Annotated in this window: 29 protein-coding genes and 1 tRNA gene; 22 read left to right on the plus strand and 8 right to left on the minus strand. The window is 40.4% G+C overall.

Annotated features, from left to right (window positions below; all coding sequences use genetic code 11):
• Positions 1 to 28 precede the first annotated feature (28 nt).
• Genes IGI54_RS04055 through IGI54_RS04090 form a run of 8 tightly spaced genes read left to right on the plus strand, consistent with a single transcriptional unit; the run spans position 29 to position 6,549 of the window.
• Positions 29 to 1,132, plus strand: a complete 1,104-nt coding sequence (locus IGI54_RS04055) for an iron-containing alcohol dehydrogenase family protein (RefSeq protein ID WP_430621232.1) — start codon at positions 29 to 31, stop codon at positions 1,130 to 1,132.
• Between the two features lie 12 nt (positions 1,133 to 1,144).
• On the plus strand, positions 1,145 to 1,993 hold the full coding sequence (locus IGI54_RS04060) for a PTS mannose/fructose/sorbose/N-acetylgalactosamine transporter subunit IIC (protein WP_071863318.1): 849 nt from the start codon (positions 1,145 to 1,147) through the stop codon (positions 1,991 to 1,993).
• A gap of 30 nt (positions 1,994 to 2,023) precedes the next feature.
• The gene (locus IGI54_RS04065; RefSeq protein ID WP_430621233.1) at positions 2,024 to 2,896 is read left to right on the plus strand and encodes a PTS system mannose/fructose/sorbose family transporter subunit IID; all 873 of its coding nucleotides are present in this window, start codon (positions 2,024 to 2,026) and stop codon (positions 2,894 to 2,896) included.
• Between the two features lie 22 nt (positions 2,897 to 2,918).
• Positions 2,919 to 3,425, plus strand: coding sequence for a PTS system mannose/fructose/N-acetylgalactosamine-transporter subunit IIB (locus tag IGI54_RS04070; RefSeq protein WP_071863320.1), 507 nt, complete (start codon positions 2,919 to 2,921; stop codon positions 3,423 to 3,425).
• Positions 3,426 to 3,466: 41 nt separating this feature from the next.
• On the plus strand, positions 3,467 to 4,339 hold the full coding sequence (locus IGI54_RS04075) for a hypothetical protein (protein ID WP_430621234.1): 873 nt from the start codon (positions 3,467 to 3,469) through the stop codon (positions 4,337 to 4,339).
• 27 nt (positions 4,340 to 4,366) lie between these two features.
• Positions 4,367 to 4,813: a PTS sugar transporter subunit IIA gene (locus IGI54_RS04080; RefSeq protein WP_313630297.1), complete on the plus strand. Its 447-nt coding sequence runs from the start codon at positions 4,367 to 4,369 to the stop codon at positions 4,811 to 4,813.
• 20 nt (positions 4,814 to 4,833) lie between these two features.
• On the plus strand, positions 4,834 to 5,907 hold the full coding sequence (gene uxuA, locus IGI54_RS04085; protein ID WP_071863323.1) for a mannonate dehydratase: 1,074 nt from the start codon (positions 4,834 to 4,836) through the stop codon (positions 5,905 to 5,907).
• 9 nt (positions 5,908 to 5,916) lie between these two features.
• On the plus strand, positions 5,917 to 6,549 hold the full coding sequence (locus IGI54_RS04090; RefSeq protein WP_071863324.1) for a bifunctional 4-hydroxy-2-oxoglutarate aldolase/2-dehydro-3-deoxy-phosphogluconate aldolase: 633 nt from the start codon (positions 5,917 to 5,919) through the stop codon (positions 6,547 to 6,549).
• A 54-nt stretch (positions 6,550 to 6,603) separates the two neighbouring features.
• On the opposite strand, the gene IGI54_RS04095 is transcribed toward IGI54_RS04090, so the two are convergent.
• The 3 genes from IGI54_RS04095 to IGI54_RS04105 form a co-directional block, all read right to left on the minus strand.
• Positions 6,604 to 8,970, minus strand: coding sequence for a phosphoketolase family protein (locus tag IGI54_RS04095; RefSeq protein WP_430621235.1), 2,367 nt, complete (start codon positions 8,968 to 8,970; stop codon positions 6,604 to 6,606).
• 420 nt (positions 8,971 to 9,390) lie between these two features.
• Complete coding sequence (locus tag IGI54_RS04100) at positions 9,391 to 10,053, minus strand: C39 family peptidase (protein ID WP_430621236.1); 663 nt, start codon at positions 10,051 to 10,053, stop codon at positions 9,391 to 9,393.
• 68 nt (positions 10,054 to 10,121) lie between these two features.
• Positions 10,122 to 12,041, minus strand: coding sequence for an ABC-F family ATP-binding cassette domain-containing protein (locus IGI54_RS04105; RefSeq protein WP_430621237.1), 1,920 nt, complete (start codon positions 12,039 to 12,041; stop codon positions 10,122 to 10,124).
• 202 nt (positions 12,042 to 12,243) lie between these two features.
• On the opposite strand from IGI54_RS04105, the gene IGI54_RS04110 reads away from it, so the two are divergent.
• A complete protein-coding gene (locus IGI54_RS04110; RefSeq protein WP_071863328.1) occupies positions 12,244 to 12,882 on the plus strand; it encodes a redox-sensing transcriptional repressor Rex in 639 nt (212 codons plus the stop codon).
• Positions 12,883 to 13,105: 223 nt separating this feature from the next.
• Here IGI54_RS04110 and IGI54_RS04115 read toward each other — a convergent pair whose 3' ends face one another.
• Entirely contained in the window at positions 13,106 to 13,444 is a 339-nt protein-coding gene (locus tag IGI54_RS04115; protein WP_216428581.1) for a thioredoxin family protein, read from the minus strand.
• 144 nt (positions 13,445 to 13,588) lie between these two features.
• Here IGI54_RS04115 and IGI54_RS04120 point away from each other — a divergent pair.
• Positions 13,589 to 13,659: transfer RNA gene (locus tag IGI54_RS04120), tRNA-Gly, on the plus strand.
• 233 nt (positions 13,660 to 13,892) lie between these two features.
• Positions 13,893 to 14,237 carry a DUF1648 domain-containing protein gene (locus IGI54_RS04125; RefSeq protein ID WP_216428668.1) on the plus strand — a complete coding sequence of 115 codons (345 nt, stop codon included), beginning with the start codon at positions 13,893 to 13,895 and terminating at the stop codon, positions 14,235 to 14,237.
• A gap of 21 nt (positions 14,238 to 14,258) precedes the next feature.
• Here the strand turns inward: IGI54_RS04125 and IGI54_RS04130 are convergent, their stop codons facing one another.
• Complete coding sequence (locus IGI54_RS04130) at positions 14,259 to 14,951, minus strand: CPBP family intramembrane glutamic endopeptidase (protein ID WP_071861047.1); 693 nt, start codon at positions 14,949 to 14,951, stop codon at positions 14,259 to 14,261.
• A gap of 182 nt (positions 14,952 to 15,133) precedes the next feature.
• Here IGI54_RS04130 and IGI54_RS04135 point away from each other — a divergent pair, with 182 nt between their 5' ends.
• The 4 genes from IGI54_RS04135 (at position 15,134) to IGI54_RS04150 (ending at position 17,640) form a co-directional block, all read left to right on the plus strand.
• On the plus strand, positions 15,134 to 15,337 hold the full coding sequence (locus IGI54_RS04135; protein WP_430621238.1) for a hypothetical protein: 204 nt from the start codon (positions 15,134 to 15,136) through the stop codon (positions 15,335 to 15,337).
• Positions 15,324 to 16,268: an SPFH domain-containing protein gene (locus IGI54_RS04140; RefSeq protein WP_071861439.1), complete on the plus strand. Its 945-nt coding sequence runs from the start codon at positions 15,324 to 15,326 to the stop codon at positions 16,266 to 16,268. The genes IGI54_RS04135 and IGI54_RS04140 overlap by 14 nt, the downstream gene beginning before the upstream one ends.
• A 134-nt stretch (positions 16,269 to 16,402) precedes the next feature.
• Positions 16,403 to 17,059, plus strand: a complete 657-nt coding sequence (locus IGI54_RS04145; protein ID WP_430621239.1) for a DNA/RNA non-specific endonuclease — start codon at positions 16,403 to 16,405, stop codon at positions 17,057 to 17,059.
• A gap of 20 nt (positions 17,060 to 17,079) precedes the next feature.
• A complete protein-coding gene (locus IGI54_RS04150) occupies positions 17,080 to 17,640 on the plus strand; it encodes a DUF3788 domain-containing protein (RefSeq protein WP_430621240.1) in 561 nt (186 codons plus the stop codon).
• A gap of 56 nt (positions 17,641 to 17,696) precedes the next feature.
• Here the strand turns inward: IGI54_RS04150 and clpP are convergent, their stop codons facing one another.
• On the minus strand, positions 17,697 to 18,290 hold the full coding sequence (gene clpP, locus IGI54_RS04155; protein WP_071861049.1) for an ATP-dependent Clp endopeptidase proteolytic subunit ClpP: 594 nt from the start codon (positions 18,288 to 18,290) through the stop codon (positions 17,697 to 17,699).
• 307 nt (positions 18,291 to 18,597) lie between these two features.
• Between clpP and IGI54_RS04160 the strand changes: the two genes are divergently transcribed.
• From IGI54_RS04160 to IGI54_RS04180, 5 genes are all read left to right on the plus strand, one after another.
• Positions 18,598 to 19,113 (plus strand): hypothetical protein, encoded by a 516-nt coding sequence (locus IGI54_RS04160; RefSeq protein WP_071861050.1) that lies wholly within the window; start codon positions 18,598 to 18,600, stop codon positions 19,111 to 19,113.
• A gap of 71 nt (positions 19,114 to 19,184) precedes the next feature.
• Positions 19,185 to 19,919: a glycerophosphodiester phosphodiesterase gene (locus IGI54_RS04165; RefSeq protein ID WP_216428670.1), complete on the plus strand. Its 735-nt coding sequence runs from the start codon at positions 19,185 to 19,187 to the stop codon at positions 19,917 to 19,919.
• Complete coding sequence (gene miaA, locus IGI54_RS04170) at positions 19,916 to 20,839, plus strand: tRNA (adenosine(37)-N6)-dimethylallyltransferase MiaA (protein ID WP_430621241.1); 924 nt, start codon at positions 19,916 to 19,918, stop codon at positions 20,837 to 20,839. Before IGI54_RS04165 ends, miaA begins: the two co-directional genes overlap by 4 nt.
• On the plus strand, positions 20,836 to 22,092 hold the full coding sequence (hflX, locus tag IGI54_RS04175; protein ID WP_084133212.1) for a GTPase HflX: 1,257 nt from the start codon (positions 20,836 to 20,838) through the stop codon (positions 22,090 to 22,092). Before miaA ends, hflX begins: the two co-directional genes overlap by 4 nt.
• Positions 22,064 to 23,317, plus strand: a complete 1,254-nt coding sequence (locus IGI54_RS04180) for an aminotransferase class I/II-fold pyridoxal phosphate-dependent enzyme (protein ID WP_430621242.1) — start codon at positions 22,064 to 22,066, stop codon at positions 23,315 to 23,317. The genes hflX and IGI54_RS04180 overlap by 29 nt, the downstream gene beginning before the upstream one ends.
• Before the next feature lie 122 nt (positions 23,318 to 23,439).
• On the opposite strand, the gene IGI54_RS04185 is transcribed toward IGI54_RS04180, so the two are convergent.
• A complete protein-coding gene (locus IGI54_RS04185; protein WP_430621243.1) occupies positions 23,440 to 23,613 on the minus strand; it encodes a hypothetical protein in 174 nt (57 codons plus the stop codon).
• A 192-nt stretch (positions 23,614 to 23,805) separates the two neighbouring features.
• Here IGI54_RS04185 and IGI54_RS04190 point away from each other — a divergent pair, with 192 nt between their 5' ends.
• Both IGI54_RS04190 and glnA read left to right on the plus strand, forming a co-directional pair.
• Entirely contained in the window at positions 23,806 to 24,186 is a 381-nt protein-coding gene (locus IGI54_RS04190; RefSeq protein WP_137614620.1) for a MerR family transcriptional regulator, read from the plus strand.
• A gap of 47 nt (positions 24,187 to 24,233) precedes the next feature.
• Complete coding sequence (gene glnA / locus IGI54_RS04195) at positions 24,234 to 25,574, plus strand: type I glutamate--ammonia ligase (RefSeq protein ID WP_071861056.1); 1,341 nt, start codon at positions 24,234 to 24,236, stop codon at positions 25,572 to 25,574.
• Positions 25,575 to 25,626: 52 nt separating this feature from the next.
• Here glnA and IGI54_RS04200 read toward each other — a convergent pair whose 3' ends face one another.
• Positions 25,627 to 26,094 carry a TspO/MBR family protein gene (locus IGI54_RS04200; protein ID WP_071861057.1) on the minus strand — a complete coding sequence of 156 codons (468 nt, stop codon included), beginning with the start codon at positions 26,092 to 26,094 and terminating at the stop codon, positions 25,627 to 25,629.
• Positions 26,095 to 26,250 lie beyond the last annotated feature (156 nt).

Here is a 26,250-nt window from a genome sequence, read left to right on the forward strand (position 1 = left end):
TTTTAGGATTTGTGAAAGGGGGAAAGCAATGTTAACAGATTTAAAGGTCAAAGTTGGCCCACAATTTTATCGCTATCATGTTGGCGCAATCGAATTTGTACCAGATGTTTTGAAAGAGTTCTCAGCTAAAAACATTTTAGTCGTTCATGGACAGATTTCTTTTGAGAAAGCAAAGCCGTATCTAAGTTTCCTTGATGCTTCTGAGTACCATTTTCACTTTCTGCAATACACTGGAGAGTGCAGCTACTATGGAGCGGAGCGAATTGTTGATTATGTTGAGGGACATCAGATTGATTTTATCATTGGGGTCGGTGGAGGAAAGCTGACGGACCTAGTGGGCTATGCGGCGCATCGATTAAATACCAATTTTGGTGTGATTCCAACGCTAACGAGTAACTGTGCGCCGTGGACGCCACTTTCAGTAATGTATAAAGAGACTGGTGAATCAGAAGGCAAGACCGAGCACTTTTTACGGCAAGCAGCTTTTCTAATCACAGACCCGGAGCTGGTTGTAGATGCACCGGTAGAATATTTTGTCGCTGGGCTCGCGGATACGTTAGCTAAATGGTATGAATCGGATGCAATCTTACAGCAAGATCATTTGCGTTGCGAACCCTTTTTACGAGTAGCGACTTATACGACAGTATTGTGTAAGGAAGCAATTCTAAATGATTCAGCCAAGGCCATTAGTGATATGAAAGTGGGGCTTGCGACTGAAGAATTTATTCATTTATCAGAAATCGTTTTTGCAGTTGCTGGATTAGTTGGCGGGTTAGGCGATAAATACGCTAGAAATGCGATCGCCCATGCGATGCACGATGGCATGAGTAAATATCTTCCCGCTAGTCATAACTATTTACATGGTGAAAAAGTGGCCTATGGTATTTTTTATCAACTAGCAGTTGAAGAAAAATGGGAACAGATCGAGGCGCTTTTGCCTTTTTATCGGGAACTGAATTTGCCAATGTCATTGCAGCAAATGGAGTTATTTCCCACTGACGAGGCAGTTATCGATCAGATCGTAGAATTTGTGGATTCGAAAGAGAAGGTACATTTATTACCCATTCCGATTACGAAGAATTTATTGAAGGAATCAATTTTTAATTTAGAAAAATATATAAGTACACATTAGAAGGAGGAAATTATGGATACTTTGAGTGTAACGCAGAGTCTGTTGATTGCTTTATGGGTCGCTGCAGTAATGTCACGCTGGTTAGGAGGAGGAGCTACCTTAACCTTGCGCTTTTCACCATTAATGACCGGTTTAGTTGTCGGGATTGTAATGGGAGATGTTGCTCAAGCGATGATCGTTACGGCAGCTTTGCAAATGATTTATATGGGGGTCTTCTCACCAGGTGGTTCAATGCCGGCGGAACCGTCAATTGCGGCGGCGATCGCAGTACCAGTTGCCTTGTTAGGAAATTTAAAACCCGAAGCCGCGATCGCGGTTGCTGTTCCAGTTGGTTTGTTAGGAAGTTATTTGTATCAGTTCCGTTTCTTCATTAATACTTTCTTAGGGAAGTACACCGATAAAGCGGTGGAAGATTTGAATGCAAAAGCAATGAAACGTTCGATTATTTTATACCCAACGTTGGCATCATTTGTTTTATTTGTACCGTTAGTGTTCATTGCCCTATTTTTAGGCGCACCAATTATCGCCGATGTTATTAACGCTTTGGAAGGCACTGTAGTGATTCATATTCTAGAGGTTGTCGGTGGCGGATTAGCCGCGATCGGGATCGCAACAACTGTATATGTTATTGGTCGGAAAGATTATATGGTCTTTTTCTTCCTTGCGTATTTCATGAGTGTGGTATTGAAATCACTAGAAATCACGATGGTTACTTACGCGATCTTTGGCATCTTGATTGCCTTGATCTTCGTTCAATCACAAAAGGGTGGCAAAGGAACGCCACCGGCTGCTGAAGCTGCTGGAGACGGTTCAAGTACTTCTTTTGACGATGACGACGATGATTACGATGACGGGTTCTAATTAGGAAGCCATTTATAGGAGGGAAAGATAATGACGGAAGAAGTTTCGACGAATCAAGAATCAAATAATAATCTAGCACCTGAAGAGATTACTAGTAAAGACGTAACCAAAGCATATCTTAGATGGCATTTCGCCAATGAGATTCCCCATTCTTTTGAACGCTATTTAGCACCGTCGCTACTTTATGCGATGATGCCGATCTTGAAAAAATTATACAAAAATGATGATGATTTAAAGGCAGCCTATAAGCGTCAACTGCTATTCTTTAATACTCAGCTAAGTTGGGGTGGTGGTGTTATCACCGGGTTGATGTCATCAATGGAACAACAACGGGCAGAAGAAGAATATCAGAAAAAAGAAATCTTGATGCAAGATGACTTGATGTACAACACAAAAGCGGGTTTGATGGGAGCGTTAGCCGGGATTGGTGATGCCATCGACTCAGGAACGGTTCAATATATCTTTATTGCGATCGCTGTTCCATGGGCACAACAAGGAAGTGCATTGGGGGCTTTGTTCCCATTTGTCTGCTTTGCGATTTACCAAGCAGCTTTAGGCGTCTTCTTTGCGAGACAGTCCTTTACAATGGGACGTAATGCAACGGGTCTGATGCAAAGTACTGGCGTTCAAACTGCAATCGAAGCACTGTCAGTTCTCGGGTTATTCATGATGGGAATTTTAGCCGGCAATTATGTCAAAGTAGAATCTACCTTGAAGTTCGCAATCTCCGGCCGAAAATTCGTTATTCAAGAAATCCTTGATCAGATCGTTCCAGGAATTTTACCTTTAGCGGTCGTGATGGGTGTCTATTGGTTCTACACGAAAAAAGGATTGAAGGTTACACAAGCCTTGCTTTGGCTAACCTTGATTTTAATTATCTTAGCCGGAGTTGGAATTTTATAAAAATTAGAAGGAAGTGTTTAAGATGGGCGTAATTAATTTAGCTCGAGTAGACGAGCGTTTGATTCATGGACAAGTAATGGTGACTCTTTCACAAAAAAGTGGTGTAAATTCAATCTTCGTAGTAGATGAAGTAGTCGCAAAAGACAAATTTATGCGTGAATTATACAAGAATGCAGGTGGCCGGACAGGTCAAAAAACCATTGTGATCACACCGGAAAAAGCGAAGTTCTATTGGGATGAATTCAACTTTAAAGAATACAACTGCATCCTAATCACCAAGACGGTTGGCGTCATCTATGATTTAGTGAAGCATGGTGTGCCGATGAAGGAATTAAACATCGGCGGAATCGCGCAAAAAGATCCTGAAAAAGATTTATTGGTAACCAAATCAGTTTATCTTAACAAAGAGGATGCGGAAAAATTAAAAGATATGAATGAAAATTATGGTGTAGAGGATATTTATTTCCAAGCGACACCATCCGCACCAAAATCAAGTTTAAAAGATGTCTTGAAACAATTTGGGCTTTAAGATCAATTAAAACGAACCGATAAAAACAGGAGGAGAAATCGATGGAGCAGACAGAGGCATTTAAAGATTGGTTGTTTCGTTACCAATATATCTATCGCTTGCGGCGTACCGAAAAAAGTAAAAAAAGATTTCTAACAGCGCTAGTGACAGACATTGCGAAATTACGTGAAGATATTCGCGTAGTCGAATACAACCAGCAAAAGAAATACGCGGCAAGAAACGTCTATGTAGGAAATCTTAAAAAGGCCAATCGCGTCATTTGTACGAGCTACGACACACCTCCAGAAAACATCGGTTCGTATCATTTATTTGACCGGAAAGACCAGGCGAAGAAAACGACCACTTTCATTTTACTGAGTACACTGGCGGCAATCGCTATAGGTGCTCTAGGGACATTGATCTATATGCGTATTTCTCCAGATTCTTTTCAATTTAATTCTTTGAGTACCCTTTTAATAGTGGCGATTTATGCCGGTTATTTTGCTCTATTTGGGAAAATAACGAAAGGATTATCTACTCGAAAAACACTGGTGCGGAATACATCATCGATTTTAGCGATGTTAAAAATGATTGCGGAAAATGATCAAGAAACGGTTGCCTATGCCTTTTTAGATGAAGGTAGTTATGGGAATGCGGGACTTGAAGAATTGCAAAGCCAAGTCAAAGACAGCTGCAAGATTTATTATTTGGACAGTGTGGGTGCTTCGGCACCGCTGCATTTAGTGGGCAAGTTCCCAAATACCAAGATTGATCATGAAAAAGTAACGTATCATGCGTCAAATCAAAAAGTCAGCTATCTTTTCAGTGCGCGAATCGACCAGGAGGATCAGTCTTTTTATCTCGCAAAAGCTGATTTAAAAGAGAAAAAAATCAATATGGAAAATATTTCTCTGGTAGCGGATTTGCTGCAATAAAAAAATTAAAAAATTAGGAGGGGCGCTATGCTAGGAATCGTAATTGCAACACATGGAAAATTAAGTGATGGCTTGAAAGATGCCGCCGAAGTCATCATAGGAGAAACCAATAATATCGTAACCGTCAATCTAAATGCAGGAGACGATGTTCAAGCTTTAGGTGGAAAGATCGAAAACGCGATTAATGAAGTAAATCAAGACGCTGGCGTGATCGTTTTGACGGACTTAGTCAGTGCAAGTCCCTATAATCAAGCGGTTTTAATTACCAATGGGTTAGACAGCGAAGTGCAAGAAAAAGTGTATGTCATCGGCGGTGTGAATTTGCCAATGTTGTTAGAAACGATCAATCACCAAATTTTGAGCACACCGGTGGAAGAAATCGCGGAAGCAGTCGTTGCTCAAGGGACGGACAGCCTAAGTAGCTGGCATATTTCAGAGGTTGCTGAAGGTGAAGACGATGAGGATGATTTTTAAACAAACAGGAGGCTGGATAAATGAAGTGGGGCTTTAGATGGTATGGAGAGCAAGGTGACTCCATTACAGCAAACGATATCCGACAAATTCCCGGAATCAATGGGATTGTTGGTACGTTATTAAACAAACTTCCAGGCGACGTCTGGGAAGTTGCAGAGATCCAGGAATTAAAGGATTCGATCGAAAAAGAAAAAATCGAATTACTAGGGATCGAAAGTGTCGCAATTCATGATGCAATCAAAGCAGGTACCTCAGAACGCGATCACTACATTGATAATTATATTCAAACCATCCGCAATTTAGCGGCGTGTGATGTTCATTTAATTTGCTACAGCTTTAAACCAATTTTTGGTTGGGCCAAAACAACGTTGAATTATGAAAATGAAGATGGTAGTTTGGCGTTATTGTACGATCAAGCCGTGGTAGACAATATGGAACCAGGAGATATGTACAAGTTAATCAGCAGCCAATCAAAAGGTTTCCAGCTTTCTGGTTGGGAAGAGGAGCGTCTGAACAAATTTAATTCATTAGTTGAGATGTATGAAGGTGTCACCGAAGATGTTTTATTTGAAAACTTGAAGTACTTTTTGGAAAGAATCATTCCGGTTTGTGAAGAAACAGATGTCAAAATGGGGATTCATCCGGATGATCCACCTTGGGAAATTTTTGGCTTCCCACGAATTACAAAGAATCTTTCAGACTTAAAACGAATCACTAGTATGGTGGACTCTCCTTACAATGGGATCACACTTTGTACAGGTGCCTTAGGAGCTGATCCTAATAATGATATGGTGAAGATTATTCATGAAGTAGGTGACCGAATCAATTTCGTTCATTTCCGTAATGTAGAATTTTTAGGTGAACGTAAATTTAAAGAGACGGCGCATTTGTCAACGGAAGGTTCTTTAGATATGTACGCAATTATGGAAGCCTTGATCGAGGTTGGCTTTGATGGAGTGATTCGTCCAGATCACGGTCGTACACTGTGGGGAGAAGTCGCAAGACCAGGTTACGGATTGTATGACCGCGCGATGGGGATCACTTATATGCAAGGCCTACACGAAGCGATCACTAAAGCGAATGCTAGAAAGTGAGAAAATAAAATGTCACAAAATGTTTATCAAACACTAGAAGAAGTGAAATTATTACCTCTTTATACCGCCACCGATTTAAGCTATTTACCTAAAGTTGAGGAAATTTTAGTAGAAAATCACGTTCCCTTGATTGAGGTGACGTTTCGTAGCAAATTAGCCGGTGAAGCCATCAAACAATTGTCTGCTTCCGGCAAATTATTAGTAGGAGCGGGAACGGTTCGAACATTGGAAGAGGTAAAAATTGCCATTGAAAATGGTGCAACTTTTATTGTTTCTCCAGCTGTAGTACCTGAAGTAATCGAGTATTGTTTAGAGCAAGAAATCCCAATTTTTCCCGGAACAGCAACACCAACAGATATTCAGCAGGCCGCAAGTTATGGAATAAAAACAGTTAAGTTTTTTCCGGCAGATATTTATGGCGGTTTGAAAGCAATCAATGCGTTAAGCGGACCTTTCTATGATATAAAATTTTTACCAACCGGTGGGATCAATGAAGAAAATTTTCTAGAATACATTGAAAATCCAAATGTTGTGGGCATTGGCGGTTCCTTCATTTTGTCTGAAAAAGTGATTATGGAAGATAACGGCGTCAAAATGAATCAGATCCTCCAATCCTTAGTAGAAAAAATCAATAAGTTATAATACACAAAGAAGTCCCTAGAGCAAATTTTGCTCTAGGGACTTTCTTGTATTGTTTTATTTATTTAGTGGTGCCCATTGCCAATCATCGACTAAAGGAAGATCCTTTCCTTCTGAACGAATGAAATCATGATGAGTTTGTAAGGTTTCGTCCATTTTTTCTGCGAATTCTGCGGCTTTTTCGCCAAAGACAGCGTTGGCAGCATCTTGTGCTAAATGGAAACGATCCAACTCACTAAAGACACGCATATCAAATGGTGTAGTAATGTCACCATTTTCGCGATAGCCATGAATTTTAAGGTTATGATTATGACGATCAAAGAAGATATCACGAATCATATTTTCATAGCCATGGAAGGCAAAGACGACTGGTTTATCGGTCGTAAACAATTCATCGAATTCTTCATCGCTTAATCCGCGAGGATCAATGTTTGGATGACGGAGTTTCAAGATATCGACAACATTAATGAAACGGATTTTTAGCTCAGGAAATTCTTTGTTTAGGATGCTTACAGCGGCTAATGCTTCCAAATTAGGTTCTGTTCCCGCTGCTGCAATGACTAAATCAGGTTCACTATCACCATCGGTGCTGGCCCAATCGATGACTTTCAAGCCTTTATCGACTAATTCTTCAGCTTCTTCAACCGAATAGAACTGTGGACGTGGATGCTTACTTGAAACAATCAAATTGATGACTTGTTCATCTTGCATTGCTTTATCCATGACGGCCATTAAGCTGTTGGCATCCGCTGGCAAATATTCACGAATAAATTCAGGTTTTTTCTCAGCTAAGTGAGTCAATACACCAGGATCTTGGTGGGTATAACCATTATGATCTTGTTGGAAGACGGTCGATGTTGAGATCAAATTCAATGAAGGATAGTGCTTGCGCCATGAATGAGCGCTAGCTTTACGCATCCATTTGAAATGTTGAGTCAACATTGAATCCACTACACGCAAGAATGATTCGTAGCTGGCAAAGAAACCATGACGTCCTGTTAAGACATAGCCTTCTAAGAAGCCTTCTGCTTGATGTTCGGATAATTGTCCATCAATCACGCGGCCGACAGAAGATTGCCATTCATCCGTACTGTTTTTAGGCTCCATCCATTGACGATCTGTTACTTCGAAGACCTTGTTCAAACGGTTTGATTTGGTTTCATCTGGTCCAAAAATCCGGAAGTTGTTTGGATTGTTTTTAATCATATCGCGGGCTTGTCCGCCAAAGACGATCATGTCTTGAGCAACGACAGCTCCAGGCTTAGAAGTATCGATCGCTAAAGCTTTCCAATTCGGCATATTCATAGGTTTTGGATCAATTCCGCCGTTGGTAATAGGATTCGTTGACATCCGATGTTCGCCTTTTGGAGAAAGTTCTTTGACTTCATCGACAACTCTGCCGTTTTCGTCAAATAATTCTTCTGGACGATAAGATTTCAACCAGGCTACTAATTTATCCGCATGTTCCATATGTTCGGAATCAACAGGAATTGGAACTTGATGGGCACGGAAAGTTCCGGCAATTTGTTCGTCATCCCATGTTTCAGGACCAGTCCAGCCTTTTGGTGTGCGGTAAAGAATCACTGGCCAATGAGGCATCTCTGCATCTTCAGCTTTGCCTTTACGTGCTTCGGCTTGAATTGCTTTGATTTCTTCGATGACTGTGTCTAACGTTTTTGCCATTAATGGATGAACTTTTTCAGGATCATTGCCTTCAACAAAGTAAGGTTTCCAGCCCATTCCTTCAAAATATTTGGTCAAATCTTCATCGCTTTTACGTGAAAGGATTGTTGGATTTGAAATTTTTCCGCCATTTAAATAAAGAATCGGTAAGACAGCCCCATCGTTTACAGGGTTAATGAACGTATTTGAAAACCAACCAGCTGCTAAAGGTCCCGTTTCTGATTCACCATCACCAACGACCGTTGCAGCGATTACGTCTGGATTATCTAAGATTGCGCCGGTAGCATGAGAAAGGGAATAGCCTAATTCGCCGCCTTCGTGGATTGAACCAGGTGTTTCAGGAGCCGCATGTGAAGCAATCCCGCCAGGAAATGAGAACATTTTGAATAGACGTTTCAAGCCTGCTTCATCTTCAGTTACTTCAGGATAAATTTCAGTGTAGCTTCCATCGATATAGGAGTTTGAAACCATGACTTGTCCACCATGACCTGGACCTTCGATGTAAAACATATTTAAGTCATATTTATTAATCACCCGATTCAAATGAGCATAAAGGAAATTTTGACCAGCAATGGTTCCCCAGTGACCGATTGGATGAGTTTTCAAATCTTCTTTTTGCAACGGACGACGTAGTAATGGGTTATCCTTCAAATACATTTGTGCAACAGAAATATAGTTGGCTGTCCGCCACCACGCATCGATCTTGTCTAAATATTCTTGTGAGTCTATGTTGATTGACATAAAAATCCTCCTCTTTAAGTAAAAAGTACTTTAAAGTTTACACACACAATATACCCGTTAAATCAAAATATGTAAACCTTTTTGTAGTACTTTTTACATTAATTAGCTAAGGTTATTTTTAAGATAACATATATAATTTAGTGAATTGCTGATACAATCAATTGGGATTCTAACTTAATAACAATAATAAATAGTAAATAAATAATTTATTTTTTTATTAAACGCTTTAAGGGATTTACTCTTAAAGCTAAAAAAAAATTAGCTTCATACTTTCGCCATAAATTATTCTATCTTTAGCTAAAAAAGCTCACTGCTTTTTCAAATCTATCCTTTATGATGAAATTACCCTAAAAAAATATCTTTTTCCTCTGTAAAAGCAGGAACCCCCAACAAAATAGAGCGGACGTATTTGCGTCCGCTCTATTTTGTGTATGCCCAAGCATTTGCCAGTTGAGGCATCAAGTGATCTAATGAATATTTTTGTCGATAATGTTCCTTTGTTTGATTGTCATTAGGATCATAAATGATGAGCTGGTCGCTCTGAATATCTTTTTTGATGACCATAATGTGACCGACATCAGTAAATTCGCCGGGATTAACGGAAATTACAATCGGTTGGTTTTGATTTAGATGCTGTTGAATTGTCGTCTGATTTTTTCCGAGGTCAGTTATCGTTAGCCCATAATTTTGAGCAAAAGCAGGGAAGATCGACCAGGCTGTTCCTTGTCCAGTTTGATAATAATGATCACCGCTCCATTGTAAAACTTCGGTTGGATAAACGGTTCGATGTTCCCAATAAGATAAGATCATAGCTAAAGAGGTAATGGCACAGCCATTCGTTGCCAAATTATTTTGATCCGAGCCGCTGCCGTAGGCGGTGTCCTTCCAGCGAGGGTCGGTTTGGAGCAACAGTGGGAAATCCTGTCCGTGTCCTTGCAAGTACTGATTGGCTGCTTCAGAGAAATCTTGCTGGCTGTCAGCACTACTATTTATATTTAAAAAGCGCGTGGCAAAAATGCCTAAGCTTGCCATGACTAAAATAGATCCTAGAAAAATTGAAAACGGACGTCTTCGCCGTGTCATAAAAAAACACCTCCACTCCTTTATTAAAGCGAAAAAGGAGGGTGGTGTCATCGGTCGAAAGTTGTAGGTTATGCGAATTCTTCTAATTCTATGCTAAGCTCTTCCCAACTGGCTAATTGCTCTTCCTGCTCAGCTTTTTTCGCTTCAAGCTCATTAGTCAATTCCAATAGTTGAACATGATCATTCAAAATATCCGGTTGGCTCATCTGTGTTTCCAACTGATCAATCTTTTCATCCAGGTTGGATAAATTTTCTTCAATAGCTTCGATCTTACGTTTTAAACTACGAATCAATTTTTGCTGCTCTTTGTCTTGGTAGAATTTTTTCTTTGGCGCAGCTACTGGCGTTTCCTCTTTTGTTAAAAGTTCCGCTAATTCTTCTTCTTCACGTTTCTTCTCCAAATAATAATCATAATCACCTAGATACAGTTTGCTGCCTTCTGGTGAAAGCTCGATGACTTTATTGGCGATCCGGTTGATAAAGTAGCGGTCATGAGAAACGAATAGTAGCGTTCCTTGATAATCAATCAAGGCGTTTTCCAAAACTTCTTTATTGTCGATATCTAAATGGTTTGTTGGTTCATCAAGAATCAAAAAGTTTTCTTTGTTCATCGAAAGCTTGGCTAATGCCACGCGGGCTTTTTCACCACCGCTTAATAAAGGAATCGTCTTTTCCACGTCCTTACCGCTGAAAAGAAAGCCGCCTAAGACAGAGCGAATGTCTTTTTCTGGTGTGGTTGGGTGCTCGTCCCAAAGTTCAGCTAAAATCGTTTTATTGCCGTGTAGATCGGCTTGGCCTTGATCGTAATAGCCGATGGACACATTGGTCCCAAAGTGAGCCTCGCCTTTAATGAAGGGAAGCTGTCCAATCAACGATTTCAACAAGGTCGATTTGCCAATCCCATTTGGACCAACTAGCGCAATGGCATCTTCACGGCGCACATCCAGATCAATTGGTTCGGCTAATGTTTCGGCGTAGCCAATCGCCGCCTCTTCCACTTGTAAAACGACATTGCCGGAAACTTTATCGATGTCAAACATAAAAGTGGCCGATTTTTCTTTGCCATCAGGCCGATCCAGCCGATCCATTTTTTCCAACGTCTTTCGCCGGCTTTGAGCCCGCTTGGTCGTGGAAGCCCGAACAAGATTACGAGCAACGAAATCTTCAAGTTTGTCGATCTCGGTTTGCTGTTTTTCATAGGCTTTCCAGTCACTCGCCAGTTGCGCGGCTTTTAAATCAAGATAGCGGGAGTAGTTGCCTGTGTAATGGCGAATTTTATGGCGAGAAATTTCATAGATTTCATTTACGACTCGATCCAAGAAGTATCGGTCATGAGAGACGATCAAGAGAGCACCGGAATAGCCTTGTAGATAATCCTCTAGCCAAGCCAGCGTTTCAATGTCTAAATGGTTCGTTGGTTCATCGAGAATCAAGATGTCAGGTCGTACTAAGAGCATCCGGGCCAAAGCCAAACGGGTCTTTTGTCCACCGGATAAGGTGCTGATCTCTTTTTCGTAAAAGCTTTCGTCGAATTTAAAGCCGTGAAGGACGCTGCGTATTTCATTTTCATAGCCATAGCCATTTTGATCGTTAAAATCATGTTGTAATTGATCGTATTCTTTTAATAAAGAAGCGTAGCGGCTATCACTTTCCGAAGTCTCGCCAATTGCGACTTCGACTTCACGCATCCTTGCTTCCATTTTACGAACGGCTTCAAACGCCTTCAGCATTTCATTCCAAATTGTTTCATTAGAATCCAATCCGGTATCTTGGGCTAAGTAGCCTAAGGTTGCTTGCTTATTTTTTATGATTTGACCAGCGTCAGGAGCTTCAATGCCTGCGATAATCTTCAACAAAGTCGACTTTCCGGCACCGTTGCGACCGACTAAGCCGATGCGACCTTTACTGGCGATTTCTAGATGAATATTTTCAAATAATGTATCCGCCCCAAAATAACGGGCGATTTGATTTGCTTGTAATAAAATCATTTATTTTCTTCCTTAAATTTATTTTCCGAATGGCTTCAGTCTACCATATTTTTAAAAGTGACGCGATTGGAAGCGGTCATTTCTACTATATCGTGATTTTTTCACAAAATTTTGAGCAAGAGCGTTGCAATTTACCTAACATTCTTGCTATTATAGTTCAGTAATCAACATTTATGAAATTTTTTGTTAAAGGAGAGTTATTGTGAAAGAACATTCAATCCCAAAAGCGACTGTAAAACGACTACCGTTGTACTACCGGTATTTACGTATATTGAATAACGCTGGCAAAACGAAAGTGTCATCAACAGAACTAAGTGAGGCGATCCAAGTCGACAGCGCGACGATCCGCCGCGACTTTTCTTATTTCGGTGAACTTGGAAAACGTGGATATGGCTACGACGTAGAAGACTTGATGCATTTCTTCGGAAAAATCTTAAACGACGATCAATTGACTAACGTGGCTTTAGTTGGTGTCGGTAATTTAGGTAGCGCCTTGCTGAAATTTAAATTCCATCAAAGCAATAGTATTCGTGTTAGCTGCGCCTTTGATGTCAAAGAAGATATCGTCGGCCGTATCGTGGATGGTATTCCCGTATACCCGTTAGACAATATGGTAGAACAAATCAAATTACAACAAATTGAGATCGCCATCTTGACGTTGCCAGCGCAACAAGCCCAACAAGTGGTAGATCAATTAGTAGCTGCCGGTATCAAGGGTATCTTAAACTTTACTGCTGCTCGTTTGACAGCGCCAGATAATATCATTATCCAAAGCGTCGATCTAACCAACGAATTGCAGACCTTGATTTACTTCTTGCATCATAATACAGACAATAAATAAAAGACTGAGCCTTAGCTCAGTCTTTTTTTAACTATGAAGAAAGTATAAAATTTTCATATGAATAAATCGCTTTACAGTAGGCATATTCATGTCCGGCTTCACAAACTAGCTTTATCGACAATAAGTAAAACGATTTCGAAATTTGAGAAACAATTTAGAAATCGCTTGGTCTTATTGCTCAAAAGCTGAGCGAGTTCGCGAAAGCCTTTCTTGTATTAACGCGTTAATTAAATAAAGTTTGATAATCGGTTTCTTCTGATTGTTTCGGTAGCTGCTGCACTAATTTTTCTAATGTATGAAAGTCAATGAAGCGCGCTTGGCGAGCGATTTCTTTGCCTTCGTGATAGACTAGCACGGCTGGAACGGTCAAGACTTCAAAAAAACCGGTCAATTCAGGTTCTTGCATAATATCTAAATGATAAAAAGGTATCTCAAATTCCTCTGCCAGTTTACGGGCTTTCGGTTCATCTACATGACAAACGCTACAATTTTCAGAAGAGATGAAGGCGATTGTGTTGGTCTGATCTTTAAGTGCCGCTTGAAAAGCTGCTAAAGTTTCCATTGTTAAGGCTCCTTTTTAAACCGTCACGAAAGAACGATTCTACTTATTTGTAAGATAGTCAGTATTGGTTAAATTGTCAATTTTATTGTTTGGGAGAAATGGTTGTTAGATTTAATAAAAAGCGTTATACTCTCTATTGTACATGCGGGTGTAGTTTAGTGGTAAAACAGAAGCTTCCCAAGCTTCCGTCGCGAGTTCGATTCTCGTCACCCGCTTAGGTTATAAAACCTGATCAAACCAACGTTTGTGGCTGAGCGTTGGTTTTTTTGTGTCCAAAAAAAGAAATTATGCGAAAAAGAATATTTTAAAATCAAGGATAAAGAAAAAGTGTGTTTACTTTAATGAAGGAACTTATCCTTTAAACTATTTTGATTTTAGGGACTTGAAATCTTCTGGAGTTCTATTTGTGGGAGGAATATACTATGGGCTAAATACAGGAGGTGAGAAAGTGTTAGGAAGAACATATCAGTGGTCGATTCGCTTGGGCTTCGGGGTTGCGTTAATTTTTTTGGCTTTGGCAAGTCTTTTTTATACTCGTTTGCCTGAACGAATTCCGATACAATTTGCGTTTGACTGGACCGTGAGTAATTGGGGAAATAAAATCATGATTTTTACCTTGCCTGCGATCGTGCTGATACTTGCAGGAGCTGGGTACGGCAAGAATAAGGAGTGGGAAGTGTCCGCGACTGCTGGGCAAAAACGAATTAATCAAGTGGCGTTGATCGCTTGTCAGCTATTCGTTTGGTGCATGGGCGCCTACATTTTTTTCTTGTATGCTCGTTTGTTGGAATAAAAAAATCCTCACAATGGAGGATTAGGTTTGAATGCCGAAAAGACTAAGAATAAATAGAAGTAGTGCTGGTAGCATAGAATTCATCGTATTCAGCATCCAGTGGACCATAATGGAGCCCCAAATATTTTTGAAGAACCAGTAAATCAAGCCTAAATAAATTCCAAGTACCATGTAAGGAATCATGGCATAAATGTTACCGTTAAAATTGTTCCAATGGACCAAGCCAAATAGAATTCCTTGACCAAACAGCATCACAAAACGCAAAGCCTTATTGGCAATCTTGCCGAAAAGCAAATAACGGAAGGTCAGTTCTTCAGCAAAAGGCGCAATAAATGGCATTACGGCGGCTAAAACAGCCCAACTAGCATTTAACGATGGGGCTGCATCAGTAGCGGAAGTATTTCGTTGCTGCAATAGATTGCTAGGAATTAAGCCGCGAACGATGCTGAGAATCAAAAAAGCACCTACGACTAGGACAATGCTGATTAATAAATGCCGGAAAAGTTTTTGCCGATAGACTTGCCATTGGGCTTTTAGAAAATCGTGAAATAAATAAAGCATGACAAGAAAGCCTATAACAAATAACATTGTTGAAGCAATCAGACTTACTTTAGGATTTTGATCGATCTTAAGAAGTGGAAAGAGCAGATCACCGATCATTAATTCAAGTGGGACGACCAAAAGTCCCCACCATTGTTTTTTGGTTGTTTCCATAAAAAGGCCTCCAGTCTATTGTTATCTTAAAAAAAATCTATAAAACTGTAAAGTAATAAGAAATTTGAAAAAAGCCAAATCTCTCGTGGAGGGTTTGCTATACTAAACTGTATAGACTATTTAAGTATTTTTGACTAGGACAAGGAGTTGAGTGGGTGGCAGATTATCAAATGCAGAAAACGATGAGAAAATGTTTTCGCAGCAAAAGTTCAGCAATTACTGGACTGGTTCGGATTTTTGGCAGTTGGTATGATTATAAAGTGTTAAACGGGCCTCCCGAGCCTGAAGACATGCTGGAAGTGGTTGATTTTACCAGTCGGGAACTGTTAGTCGTTATTAATAATAATCGAGATGAAAGTGATGTGAATTATGTTGGTAGTATTTAATATTATTTTATTAGTGATTGTGATTATCGTTGCGTTGTTTATTTTGAGTCAATTAGTGGTGATCGTACAGCAAGGGGAAGTCAAGGTTGTAGAAAGTTTTGGTAAATATGTCAAAACGATCGATCCAGGGCTGCATTTTCTGATTCCGATTCTTTACGTCGTGCGTCGTCGGGTATCGCTAAAACAAACGCCGATCCAAATCGAGCCGCAAAGTGTGATTACTCGGGACAACGTGATCGTTGAGATCGATGAAGCCATCAAGTACCACGTAACCGATGCTCGTGCTTTTGTATATGACAATGAAAATTCTGTTACTTCGATGATCCAAGATTGTCAATCCAATCTACGAGGCATCATTGGTAAGATGGAATTGAATGAAGTGTTAAATGGAACAGAGGAAATCAATGTCAACTTGTATGAAAGTGTGAAAGATATTACAGCCGGTTATGGTTTATCGATTGATCGGATCAATATCGGGGAGATTTCGGTCTCAGATGAAATCGTCAACTCAATGAATAAGCTGATTACTGCTAGTCGAGACAAAGAATCACTGATCACGATTTCTGAAGGGAAGAAACAATCCGTTATTTTAGAATCGGAAGCCAAATCTTCTGAAATGCAAATCGACGCAGAAGCGCGGGCAAGACAAACCAAGATCGATGCCGATGCCCGAGCTGAAAGAACGCGGATCGACGCTGCCGCCGAAGCTGAGAAAATTAGAAAGTTGACGGAGGCGGAAACGGCGCGGATCAAAGAAATCAACCAAGCGATTGCCGAAAGTAATTTGACCGATGAAATGATCGCTTATCTAGGGATCGAAGCCTTCAAGCATGTCGTTGAAAATAATGGTAACACCGTCATTATGCCAAGTAATTTGACGGAGCTGGGCAATGTGCCAGCAATCAAAGAAATTTGGCAACAAACGAAATAAGATTATCCACAGTGAAAATTGTGGTAAAATACCAAGACGGATAAATGGACCAACTATTTTTACGAGCTAGGAGTTGAAGCAACATCGCAGCAAAGAAACAAACCCCGAAAATTATTTCAGCAATCGTTGTGCTATTGGCGGGGATTTATGGTGTTTACTCGCAAGTAAAGCCTAATAACGAAACAAATCAGGCGGTTAAAGAAGTAGCTGTTAGTCAGCTTTCAGAAATACCTGATTATGATGGAACCCACCAAACGATTGAGTTGAATCGTAATCAACCGGCGTTTTCCAAAAGTGATCTTTCGTTGGATAATGGAACGTGGACGCGTTTTTCCAATCTGGATCACTTGAACCGCGTAGGTACTGCTAATGGTATGTTAGGTAAAGACCTGATGCCGCACCAAGAGCGAGAGCGTCTGTATGTGAAGCCTACGGGTTGGCGTCAGAAGTTTTATAGTGACGAGCCGTTGTATAATCGGGCGCATTTGATCGCTTATCAGTTTTCTGGTGAGAACAATAATCTCAAGAATCTAATGACCGGAACGGCCTCGCTGAATGATCCCGGGATGAATGATCACGAAATCGAGATTGGAAATTATATTCGAAAAACCAATCATCATGTCCGTTATCGTGTGACACCTTATTTTAAAGAGGATGAATTAGTCGCTCGCGGCGTACAGATGGAAGCCCAAAGTATTGAAGACGACCAGATTTCGTTTAACCTCTTCATTTACAATGTACAGGATGGCATTAAGATTGATTATCAAAATGGCTATTCGCAAAAAGAATAGAACAAAAGCTGGAGCAAATAATGCTTCAGCTTTTTTTTGACTTTAGTAAAAAAGCACTGGGGGACAAGCGGAAAAATGATTTATCAAGTAAAATAATACCTATAGAAATTGTCGAGAAAGTTGGTGTTAAGATGGAATGGAATAAAAGATTTAACGCGGACCAACAGCCTTTGGATCAAGAAGTCAGCACATTTATTGCGAATCCTTTATGGGAAAAGCTGATTAATAGCCTTCAAACCACCTATCAGGTTGAGCCTAAACTAGCTTATAGTAGTTGTTCGATGGGAAACGGGTATTGGAAGGGCTGGAATCTCAAGTTTAAGAAAGGCGGGAAATCATTGTGTACGGTATATCCAAAAGCGGGTTATTTTACAGCATTGATTTCATTAAACTCGCAGGAATTGGCTGATGCGGAAGTTTTACTTCAATTCTGTGACGACTATACGAAAAGACTTTATCAAACTGTTGCAGCTAGTAAGTTGGGAAAAGCATTATCCTTTGAAGTAACAAATGAAAAAATTCTACAGGACGTCTTAGCTTTTGCAGATTTAAGGGCGGGAATGGCTAAGAAAAAGAATTAAATAATTGAAAAAGAATCAAAAAAAGAAGCCGAAGAAAATTTTCTTCGGCTTTTAAATTAGCTTAATGAGCTACTGTTTTCCATTACTTCATCAATCAAGCCGTAAGCTTTTGCTTCTTCGGCGGTCATGAAGTTATCACGTTCGGTATCTCTTTCGATGATTTCAAGAGGTTGACCAGTACGTTCAGCTAAAATGTTGTTCAAGCGCTCGCGCGTCTTCAAAATATGACGTGCTGCGATTTCAATTTCAGTTGCTTGTCCTTGGGCGCCGCCAAGAGGTTGGTGGATCATGATTTCAGCATTCGGCAAAGCAAAGCGTTTGCCTTTGGTACCAGCTGTTAATAGGAAGCTGCCCATTGAAGCAGCCATTCCAAGAACGATTGTTTGTACATCTGCTTTTACAAAGTTCATTGTATCAAAAATCGCCATACCGGCAGTAACGCTACCACCAGGAGAGTTAACGTAAAGATAGATATCTTTTTCAGAGTCTTGGGCATCCAAGAAGAGTAATTGAGCGATGATGGTATTGGCCATATCGTCGTTTACTTCACCGCTTAACATAATGATGCGGTCTTTCAATAGACGTGAATAAATGTCGTAAGCTCGTTCACCACGAGATGATTGTTCAATGACTGTAGGAACTAAGTTCATAGTGAGTCCTCCTTAAAAATATTGATCATATTTATTTTAGCACAAACAGGGTTTGATTGCTAAAACCTAAAAAAAGTATACAACTTTGGTCAGTCTTGGTCAAATAGAATGATTCGTGTTTTTTGCTTGGCTCGAACTATCCTAGAAACAGGAAAATATGGTACTATTAATAACGCAGAGATAAGAATTATCGTTCCTTTTTTTGCTGTGATGCATACCCAAATGACTTGGCGAAATGAACAGTGTGTTGAATCGCAGTCTTATTTTTGAAAAAAATATTTTTATCAACGAATTAGGAGGGGAAAATGTGGAAATCGCACTTATTGGACTTATTGGTGTATTAATCGGCGCGTGTATTACCGGTATCGCAGTCTTTTCAATTTTAAAGTATATTGATTTACAGCATCATCGTGAAAGAGAACTGGAGCATAAGGTCAAAGAAATCGAAACAATTAATTTATTGAACAAGAAAATTAATGAGATTTTATCAAAGCGTAACGTTTTGATGCAAGATTATGTATCTTTTAACTCCTTTGATGATTGCTATATTACTATTGATGATTTCATTTATTTGAACTCATTCACGGCACAAAATAATTTTTATTTACCTAATTACATGATTGAAGAATTTTTTAAAAATATTTCTCATCGAAAAGTTATTCTATCACCTGAAGAGACAGTTAAAATCGGCGGGTACACTTACAAAGGCGGCCGAGTGGTCATGGAGACCTTCTCAGAACAGTTATTAGAAATTTTAGACGAAAAAAGACAGCAGTTGGCTCGTTCAACGAAGCAGCCTTTGCATTATTTCAAGGCGTCTTAATAAAAATAAGCGGTCACCGCTTTTCAACCGATTCATAAGTTAATTTTGTGATTACAACGAGGTGAGGATAGATGACAGTAATTATAGCCCATCGCGGTAGTGCAGGAACGCATCCTGAAAATACATTACCGGCGTTTATGGAAGCTGTTAGAAGCGGAGCAGATGGCATCGAGCTGGATGTTCATTTGACGGCCGATCAACAGCTGGTAGTCATTCATGATGAAAGCGTCGATCGAACGACTGACGGTAAAGGGTTGGTTCGTGAATTGACATTAGAAGAAATTAAAGAACTAGATGCCGGCAGCTGGTTTGATAAAAAATATCAAGCGACAAAAATTTCGACGTTGCAGGAAGTCTTGAATTTATTGCTGCAAATGCGTTTTCGTGGCTTTTTATGTATTGAAATCAAAACGAATAAATTTCATTATCCGGGAATTGAAGAAAAAATATCAGCGGTAATGACTAGCAAAGAATGGCCTTTTACTTATTGGTACGCGAGTTTTAATCTTGATTCCTTAGAAATCATGCATGAATACGAACCAGACGCACAATATGATTTGATTCAAAAAAATGCTCTTGATAAGTATCAGCTAGTTTTGGATTCGCCTTTTATTGAAGGTCTGCATCCAAGCTACGATTGGATCAAACAAAACCCTGAAATCGTTAAAACTTTTGAAAAGTCGCTTCGTCCCTGGACGCCTAATTTGTATGAAACGATGATGAGTTGCTTTGAAAAAGAATTTGCCGGGATCATTACCGATTTTCCAGAGAAAGCGCTTCGTGCTAGAAGTAGGTTCAAGCAATGAAGATCATCGCAATCGTCGGTCCAACTGCCGTCGGGAAAACGAGTTTGAGTATCGATTTAGCCCAGCGCTTCAATGGCGAGATCATCAGTGGTGATTCCTTGCAAGTTTATCGCGGTTTAGATATTGGAACAGCGAAAGTTACGACAGAAGAAATGGCCGGGATTTCTCATCATCTAATTGATGTCCGTGGGATTCATGACAGCTATTCGGCCGCGGATTTTCAGCACGAAGCCCGTCTTGCGATTGAAGATATCAGTCGACGTGGGAAACTACCGATTGTAGTTGGCGGCACCGGACTTTATATCCAATCGTTATTGTGGGATTACAAGTTGGGACGTGAAGGAGAAGTAGAAGATACTGGGCTGCGAGAAAAACATGAAGCCTTCGCAGAAAAAAATGGCAATCTAGCATTGTGGCAGCAATTGCAAACAATCGACCCATTAGCCGCAGAAAAAATTCATTTCAATAATCGTAAAAAAGTGATTCGTGCTATGGAAGTCTTTGAACTGACGGGACACTCCATCTTAGCACCGAAAGAGCAGCCACAAAAGCTTTATGATAGCTTCTTGATTGGTCTAAATACGGATCGAAAAATACTTTATCAACGAATTAATCAACGTGTGGACATTATGGTGGAGCAAGGCTTACTAGCTGAAGCGGAAAAATTGGCCAATACGCCAGAGGTTCAAGCCGCTCAAGGGATTGGCTATAAGGAACTGTTTCCTTATTTTGCGGGTAACGTTACCTTGGAGTCTGCTCTTGAAGAAATAAAATTACATTCCAGACGCTATGCTAAGCGTCAATTAACATGGTTTCGCAATCGGATGTCGGTAAATTGGTATGATCTTGTCCAACAGCCGGAAAGACTTCATGAAATTGAAGACACGATTGAAAAATGGTTAGAGGAGGAAACGAATTGACAGAAAGAGTCATCCTAGTCGGCGTTGAGACAGATGAAAGTAAACACAATTATTTAGAATCGATGCATGAGCTGGCTGGACTAACCAAAACAGCCCATGGTGAAATCGTTCATTCATTAACGCAAAAACGTCCAAAAATTGATCGACAAACGATTATCGGAAAGGGCAAAGTGCAGGAATTAGCGGAGTTGGTAGACGCTCATGAAGCGGAGCTAGTCATTTTTAACCATGCCTTATCACCGCGGCAAAGCCAAACGATCGAAGCAATGATCGGCGTACCGGTTATTGACCGGATTCAGTTGATCTTAGATATTTTTGCGCAACGAGCTCGTTCAAAAGAGGGCAAGTTGCAAGTTGAGTTGGCCCAATTAGACTATTTATTGCCTCGTCTGATGGGACAGGGTCAGAGTCTTTCTCGTTTAGGCGGGGGAATCGGCACGCGTGGCCCTGGTGAGACAAAACTAGAGACGGATCGTCGACACATTCGTCGCCGTGTTTCAGCCATCAAAAAAGAGTTGAAAGAAGTCGAAGCTCATCGAGAAAGAAGTCGACAGAAGCGCCAGCAATCAAGCGTCTTTCAAATGGGGCTGATTGGCTATACAAATGCTGGGAAATCCACGATCTTAAATCTATTAACCAATGCGGATACATATTCAGAAGATCAGCTATTTGCCACATTAGATCCTTTGACCAAGCGTTGGCACTTGCCTCAAGGAATGGAGACGACGATCACTGATACGGTGGGTTTTATTCAAGATCTGCCGACGCAATTAGTTGATGCTTTTCATTCGACTTTAGAAGAAAGTAAAGGGATGGATCTGCTACTGCACATTGTTGATGCCAGCTCAGAAGATCGACAACAACAAGAAAAGACAGTCATAGAGCTTTTGAAAGAACTTGAAATGGACGATATTCCAATCTTGACGATTTATAATAAAGCTGATCGGATCGACGAGTTTTCATTTGCGCCGACTTTGTTTCCTAGTGTTTTGATCTCAGCTAAATCCCTTAAAGGAAAAGATCTGCTGGCTGACGCTATCAAACAGGAGATTATGAATTTGCTTGAGCCTTATTTGATTACATTAGGGGCCGATGAAGGGCAAGCGTTAAGTGAAATGAAACGAGAGACCCTCGTTTTAAGCGAGGACTTTGACGAAGAGCAGGAAAAATATATCGTGCGGGGCTTCGCTAAGAAAAAGTCTCTTTGGATTAGGAGAATGGAAGATGAATTGGACAACGAAACTGGCGCCTGAGCTAGTAGTAAAGATCGATCAAGTCGATCAACAAATCGGAGAACGACTGCAAGAGGTTCGTGAGGTCGCATTATCAAATCAAGCGAAGGTCTTAACGGCTTTCCGAGAAAATCATGTTTCAGAAACACATTTTTTACCGTCAACCGGGTATGGCAATGATGATCAAGGTAGGGATGTTTTAGAAGCCATTTACGCCCAAACTTTTGGCGCAGAAGCGGCGCTGGTCCGTCCGCAAATCGTTTCGGGGACCCATGCGATTGCAACCTCACTTTTTGGGGTGCTGCGTCCGGGTGATGACCTCCTGTATATTACAGGTACCCCTTATGATACCTTGTTAGAAGTGATCGGTGTTCAGGGAAACGGGATCGGTTCTTTTAAGGAATACCAAATTGGTTACGATGAAGTCGATTTATTAGCCGATGGGAACGTCGATTTTACTGGAATTAAGGAAAAAATTACCACTAAGACGAAGGTCGTAGCGATCCAGCGTTCACGAGGCTATGCTTCAAGACCCTCGTTTACGATCGAAAAGATCAAAGAAATGTGTGACTATGTCAAAAGTATCGCACCCAATGTTGTAACCTTTGTCGATAATTGTTACGGCGAATTCGCCGAATTAATGGAGCCAACCCAAGTAGGTGCGGATCTAATGGCCGGCTCATTGATCAAAAACCCTGGCGGCGGCATTGCCAAAACCGGCGGCTATATTGTCGGCAAAAAAGCATTGATCGAACGTTGTGCTTATCGCTTAACGACCCCGGGTGTCGGTGCGGAAGGCGGCGCAATGCTAGGCAGCGTCTTTGACATGCTACAAGGCTTTTTCTTAGCACCTCATGTGGTCAGTCAAGCGATTCAAGGCGCGATTTTTTCAGCGGCTCTATTAGCTAAATATGATTTAGAATCCACACCCAAATGGGATCAGCCGCGAACGGATTTGATCCAGCTGATTGATTTTGGCGATCGTGAGAAAATGATTCAATTTTGCCAAGCGATTCAAAAATATTCGCCGATCGATGCGTATGTTGCGCCTGTGCCTTCTTACATGGCGGGCTACGAAGATGATATCATCATGGCAGCTGGAACCTTTATTCAAGGTGCAAGTATTGAATTAAGCGCAGATGGCCCACTTAGAGAGCCGTATTCGTTGTACTTGCAAGGCGGATTGACTTTTGAACATGTTAAGGTTGCGGTAGCGAATGCCGTCAATGAAGTGTATCACCAATAGATAAAGACCTTGCGACGATGTTTTTGGTTTAAGAAAATTAACGATCTTTTCAAAAGAAGCGACAATTGAGATACTGATTGCCTAAAAAAAATCTGTGACATTTTACTGTCACAGATTTTTTTTTAGGCCTTTTTTGATTCCAATTCTGATTCGGTGAAATAGCCTTTTTGATCAGGGCTAAATTGGACCAAATATTTTTGTGTGTCTGCTTGATAGTGAATGATTTGACCAATAAACCCAGCCAAAGGATTTTTTTTATTTTTTAATTCCACGAGTTCGCCACGTTTGAAAGGCATCTTTTTCTCCTCTTTTCATTTATTCTTAGTATAGCAAGTTTGCGATCATTAACGAAATGTTGATCTGACACGGTTGAACACTAAAAAGCGAACATTAAAAGCCTTATGTAAGAAAATCTAACATTAACCCTTGACAATTGGTCTAACGCTTGGTATCCTTTTTTCAACATCAAAAAACAAGGAGGAAATGTTATGCGGGAAAAAGAATTGCGTCGTTCGCTTGCTGTTTTTCCAATTGGTACAGTTATGAAGTTGACAGATTTAACTGCGCGACAAATCCGGTACTATGAGGAACAGGAATTGATTCATCCAGAGCGCAGTGAAGGAAACCGTAGGATGTATTCTCTTAATGATATTGATGTACTGTTAGAAATTAAAGATTATTTATCCGATGGTTTGAACATGGCGGGCATCAAGCACGTTTATCAAATGCGTCAAGAAGAAGTGAAAGCCGCTAAAGAAAAGCCACCGTTAACGGATAAAGATGTTCGACGTATTTTTTATGACGAAATGCTAACACAAGGCGGGTTACATCAACAAAATCCATACCAATCGCAAGGGCCAAAACTCTAGCGATTGTGGAATATAAAAAATGAAGAGCGAAGAAGGGATTAGATATTATGCCGAAAAAAGATCTAAGTAAAGAGGATATTAAGCGAATTGTCGAAGAAGAGAACGTCCGTTTTCTACGTCTAATGTTTACCGATATTATGGGAACAATCAAGAACGTTGAAGTACCCGTTAGTCAAATGGACAAAGTTTTAGATGACAAAATGATGTTTGATGGTTCATCAATCGAAGGTTTCGTCCGGATTGAAGAAAGTGATATGTATTTGTACCCTGATTTGTCTACTTGGATGATCTTCCCGTGGGAAAGTGATCATGGCAAAGTAGGACGTTTAATCTGTGACATCTACAGCCCAGACGGAACACCATTTCCTGGAGACCCCCGTGGAAACTTAAAACGTGTGTTAAAAGGGATGGACGAATTTGGCTTCACTTCATTTAACTTAGGGCCTGAACCAGAATTCTTCTTATTCAAAATGGATGAAAATGGCGATCCAACCTTAGATTTAAATGACAAAGGTGGCTATTTCGATTTCGCTCCAACTGATTTAGGAGAAAATTGTCGTCGTGACATCGTATTGGAACTTGAAAGCTTAGGCTTTGAAGTAGAGGCTTCACACCATGAAGTGGCCCCTGGTCAACACGAGATCGACTTCAAATACGCAGACGCGATTGAAGCTTGCGATAATATCCAAACGTTCAAATTGGTTGTTAAAACAATTGCTCGCAAACATGGTCTACACGCTACTTTCATGCCAAAACCGCTTTATGGAATCAACGGTTCTGGTATGCATTGCAACATGTCTTTATTTAATGAAGAAGGCAATGTTTTCTACGATGAAGATGGTCCAATGAAATTAAGTAAAACAGCATACCAATTCTTAGCGGGTCTTTTGAAACACGCGCGTGCATATACGGCAGTATGTAACCCAATCGTTAACTCTTATAAACGCTTAGTTCCTGGTTTTGAAGCGCCTGTTTATGTGGCTTGGAGCGGACGCAACCGTTCACCATTGATTCGGATTCCAGAATCTCGCGGCTTATCCACTCGTTTAGAATTACGTTCAGTCGATCCAGCAGCAAATCCATATCTAACAATGGCTGTTTTATTAGAAGCCGGTTTAGATGGTATCCGCAATGAATTGACACCGCCAGCAGCAGTCGATCGCAACATTTACGTGATGACTGAAGAAGAACGAAAAGAAGCAGAAATCTATGACTTGCCTTCTACGATCCATAATGCCATTAAAGCATTACGTAAAGACCAAATCATGGTTGACGCATTAGGCAATCATATCTATTCCAACTTCAATGAAGCGAAGCGGATGGAGTGGGCAGCCTTCCGCCAAACTGTTTCAGAGTGGGAACGCGATCAATACTTAGAGCTTTACTAATTCAAACACAAAAAGCGCTTGAGGAGCTCCTCAAGCGCTTTTTTTAATCCAATTAATTTAAGATAGCTAATCCAAAAGATAAATAGGTCGCAAAGATGATCCACAACAGATAAGGAATAAAACAAATCACTGCTGTATTAGAAAAGAAGCGAAATTCACGAATACTAAGAACGATAGAGATCAGAAGAAATAAACTAATAAACGAGGCAATCCAAAAATAGGTGCCGCCGAAAAAGATAATACTCCAAATGAAGTTTAAGACTAATTGAATTCCGAAGAGACTATAGGCGATTGTTTTTTTCCGTCTTTCTTTGCTGTCGATAATTAAAAATAGGGCTAAACCAATTAATGCATATAGAACCGTCCAAACGATTCCTACAATACTGCCAGGAGGAGCGAAGGGCGGCTTATTTAATTGAGCATAAACTGCTGGAATATCACCTGCGAAAAAGCCGGAAAGCGAGCCGACCAATTCAACTCCAATAATACAGGCCAATAACTTGAAAAATCTATTTAACATATTTTTTTCCTCCTTTTTAACTAGTATACCGAGCCTTTAGTCCAAAAGAAAAAAAGATGCTTAAGAAAAAAGCACCTGTTCAAGTTTAAACCGTGTTATAATAATTCGGAAGATTTTCTAAAGCCAAGAGATTGGCAGCTTGCAAAATTTGTAAGT

The organism is Enterococcus sp. DIV0800 (genome assembly GCF_050559735.1).
GTDB classification, from domain to species: domain Bacteria; phylum Bacillota; class Bacilli; order Lactobacillales; family Enterococcaceae; genus Enterococcus_A; species Enterococcus_A devriesei.

Bases quoted from the DNA above. Each gene is read 5' to 3' on its own strand.
- IGI54_RS04055 (WP_430621232.1), top strand. From the start codon at position 29: ATGTTAACAGATTTAAAGGTCAAAGTTGGCCCACAATTTTATCGCTAT.
- glnA (WP_071861056.1), top strand. From the start codon at position 24,234: ATGCCGAAAAAAGATCTAAGTAAAGAGGATATTAAGCGAATTGTCGAA.
- IGI54_RS04070 (WP_071863320.1), top strand. From the start codon at position 2,919: ATGGGCGTAATTAATTTAGCTCGAGTAGACGAGCGTTTGATTCATGGA.
- IGI54_RS04075 (WP_430621234.1), top strand. From the start codon at position 3,467: ATGGAGCAGACAGAGGCATTTAAAGATTGGTTGTTTCGTTACCAATAT.
- IGI54_RS04105 (WP_430621237.1), bottom strand. From the start codon at position 12,041: ATGATTTTATTACAAGCAAATCAAATCGCCCGTTATTTTGGGGCGGAT.
- IGI54_RS04190 (WP_137614620.1), top strand. From the start codon at position 23,806: ATGCGGGAAAAAGAATTGCGTCGTTCGCTTGCTGTTTTTCCAATTGGT.
- IGI54_RS04150 (WP_430621240.1), top strand. From the start codon at position 17,080: ATGCTTCAGCTTTTTTTTGACTTTAGTAAAAAAGCACTGGGGGACAAG.
- clpP (WP_071861049.1), bottom strand. From the start codon at position 18,290: ATGAACTTAGTTCCTACAGTCATTGAACAATCATCTCGTGGTGAACGA.
- IGI54_RS04180 (WP_430621242.1), top strand. From the start codon at position 22,064: ATGAATTGGACAACGAAACTGGCGCCTGAGCTAGTAGTAAAGATCGAT.
- IGI54_RS04185 (WP_430621243.1), bottom strand. From the start codon at position 23,613: ATGCCTTTCAAACGTGGCGAACTCGTGGAATTAAAAAATAAAAAAAAT.
- IGI54_RS04065 (WP_430621233.1), top strand. From the start codon at position 2,024: ATGACGGAAGAAGTTTCGACGAATCAAGAATCAAATAATAATCTAGCA.
- IGI54_RS04080 (WP_313630297.1), top strand. From the start codon at position 4,367: ATGCTAGGAATCGTAATTGCAACACATGGAAAATTAAGTGATGGCTTG.
- IGI54_RS04165 (WP_216428670.1), top strand. From the start codon at position 19,185: ATGACAGTAATTATAGCCCATCGCGGTAGTGCAGGAACGCATCCTGAA.
- IGI54_RS04130 (WP_071861047.1), bottom strand. From the start codon at position 14,951: ATGGAAACAACCAAAAAACAATGGTGGGGACTTTTGGTCGTCCCACTT.
- IGI54_RS04115 (WP_216428581.1), bottom strand. From the start codon at position 13,444: ATGGAAACTTTAGCAGCTTTTCAAGCGGCACTTAAAGATCAGACCAAC.
- IGI54_RS04060 (WP_071863318.1), top strand. From the start codon at position 1,145: ATGGATACTTTGAGTGTAACGCAGAGTCTGTTGATTGCTTTATGGGTC.
- IGI54_RS04200 (WP_071861057.1), bottom strand. From the start codon at position 26,094: ATGTTAAATAGATTTTTCAAGTTATTGGCCTGTATTATTGGAGTTGAA.
- miaA (WP_430621241.1), top strand. From the start codon at position 19,916: ATGAAGATCATCGCAATCGTCGGTCCAACTGCCGTCGGGAAAACGAGT.
- uxuA (WP_071863323.1), top strand. From the start codon at position 4,834: ATGAAGTGGGGCTTTAGATGGTATGGAGAGCAAGGTGACTCCATTACA.
- IGI54_RS04135 (WP_430621238.1), top strand. From the start codon at position 15,134: ATGAGAAAATGTTTTCGCAGCAAAAGTTCAGCAATTACTGGACTGGTT.
- IGI54_RS04090 (WP_071863324.1), top strand. From the start codon at position 5,917: ATGTCACAAAATGTTTATCAAACACTAGAAGAAGTGAAATTATTACCT.
- IGI54_RS04100 (WP_430621236.1), bottom strand. From the start codon at position 10,053: ATGACACGGCGAAGACGTCCGTTTTCAATTTTTCTAGGATCTATTTTA.
- IGI54_RS04095 (WP_430621235.1), bottom strand. From the start codon at position 8,970: ATGTCAATCAACATAGACTCACAAGAATATTTAGACAAGATCGATGCG.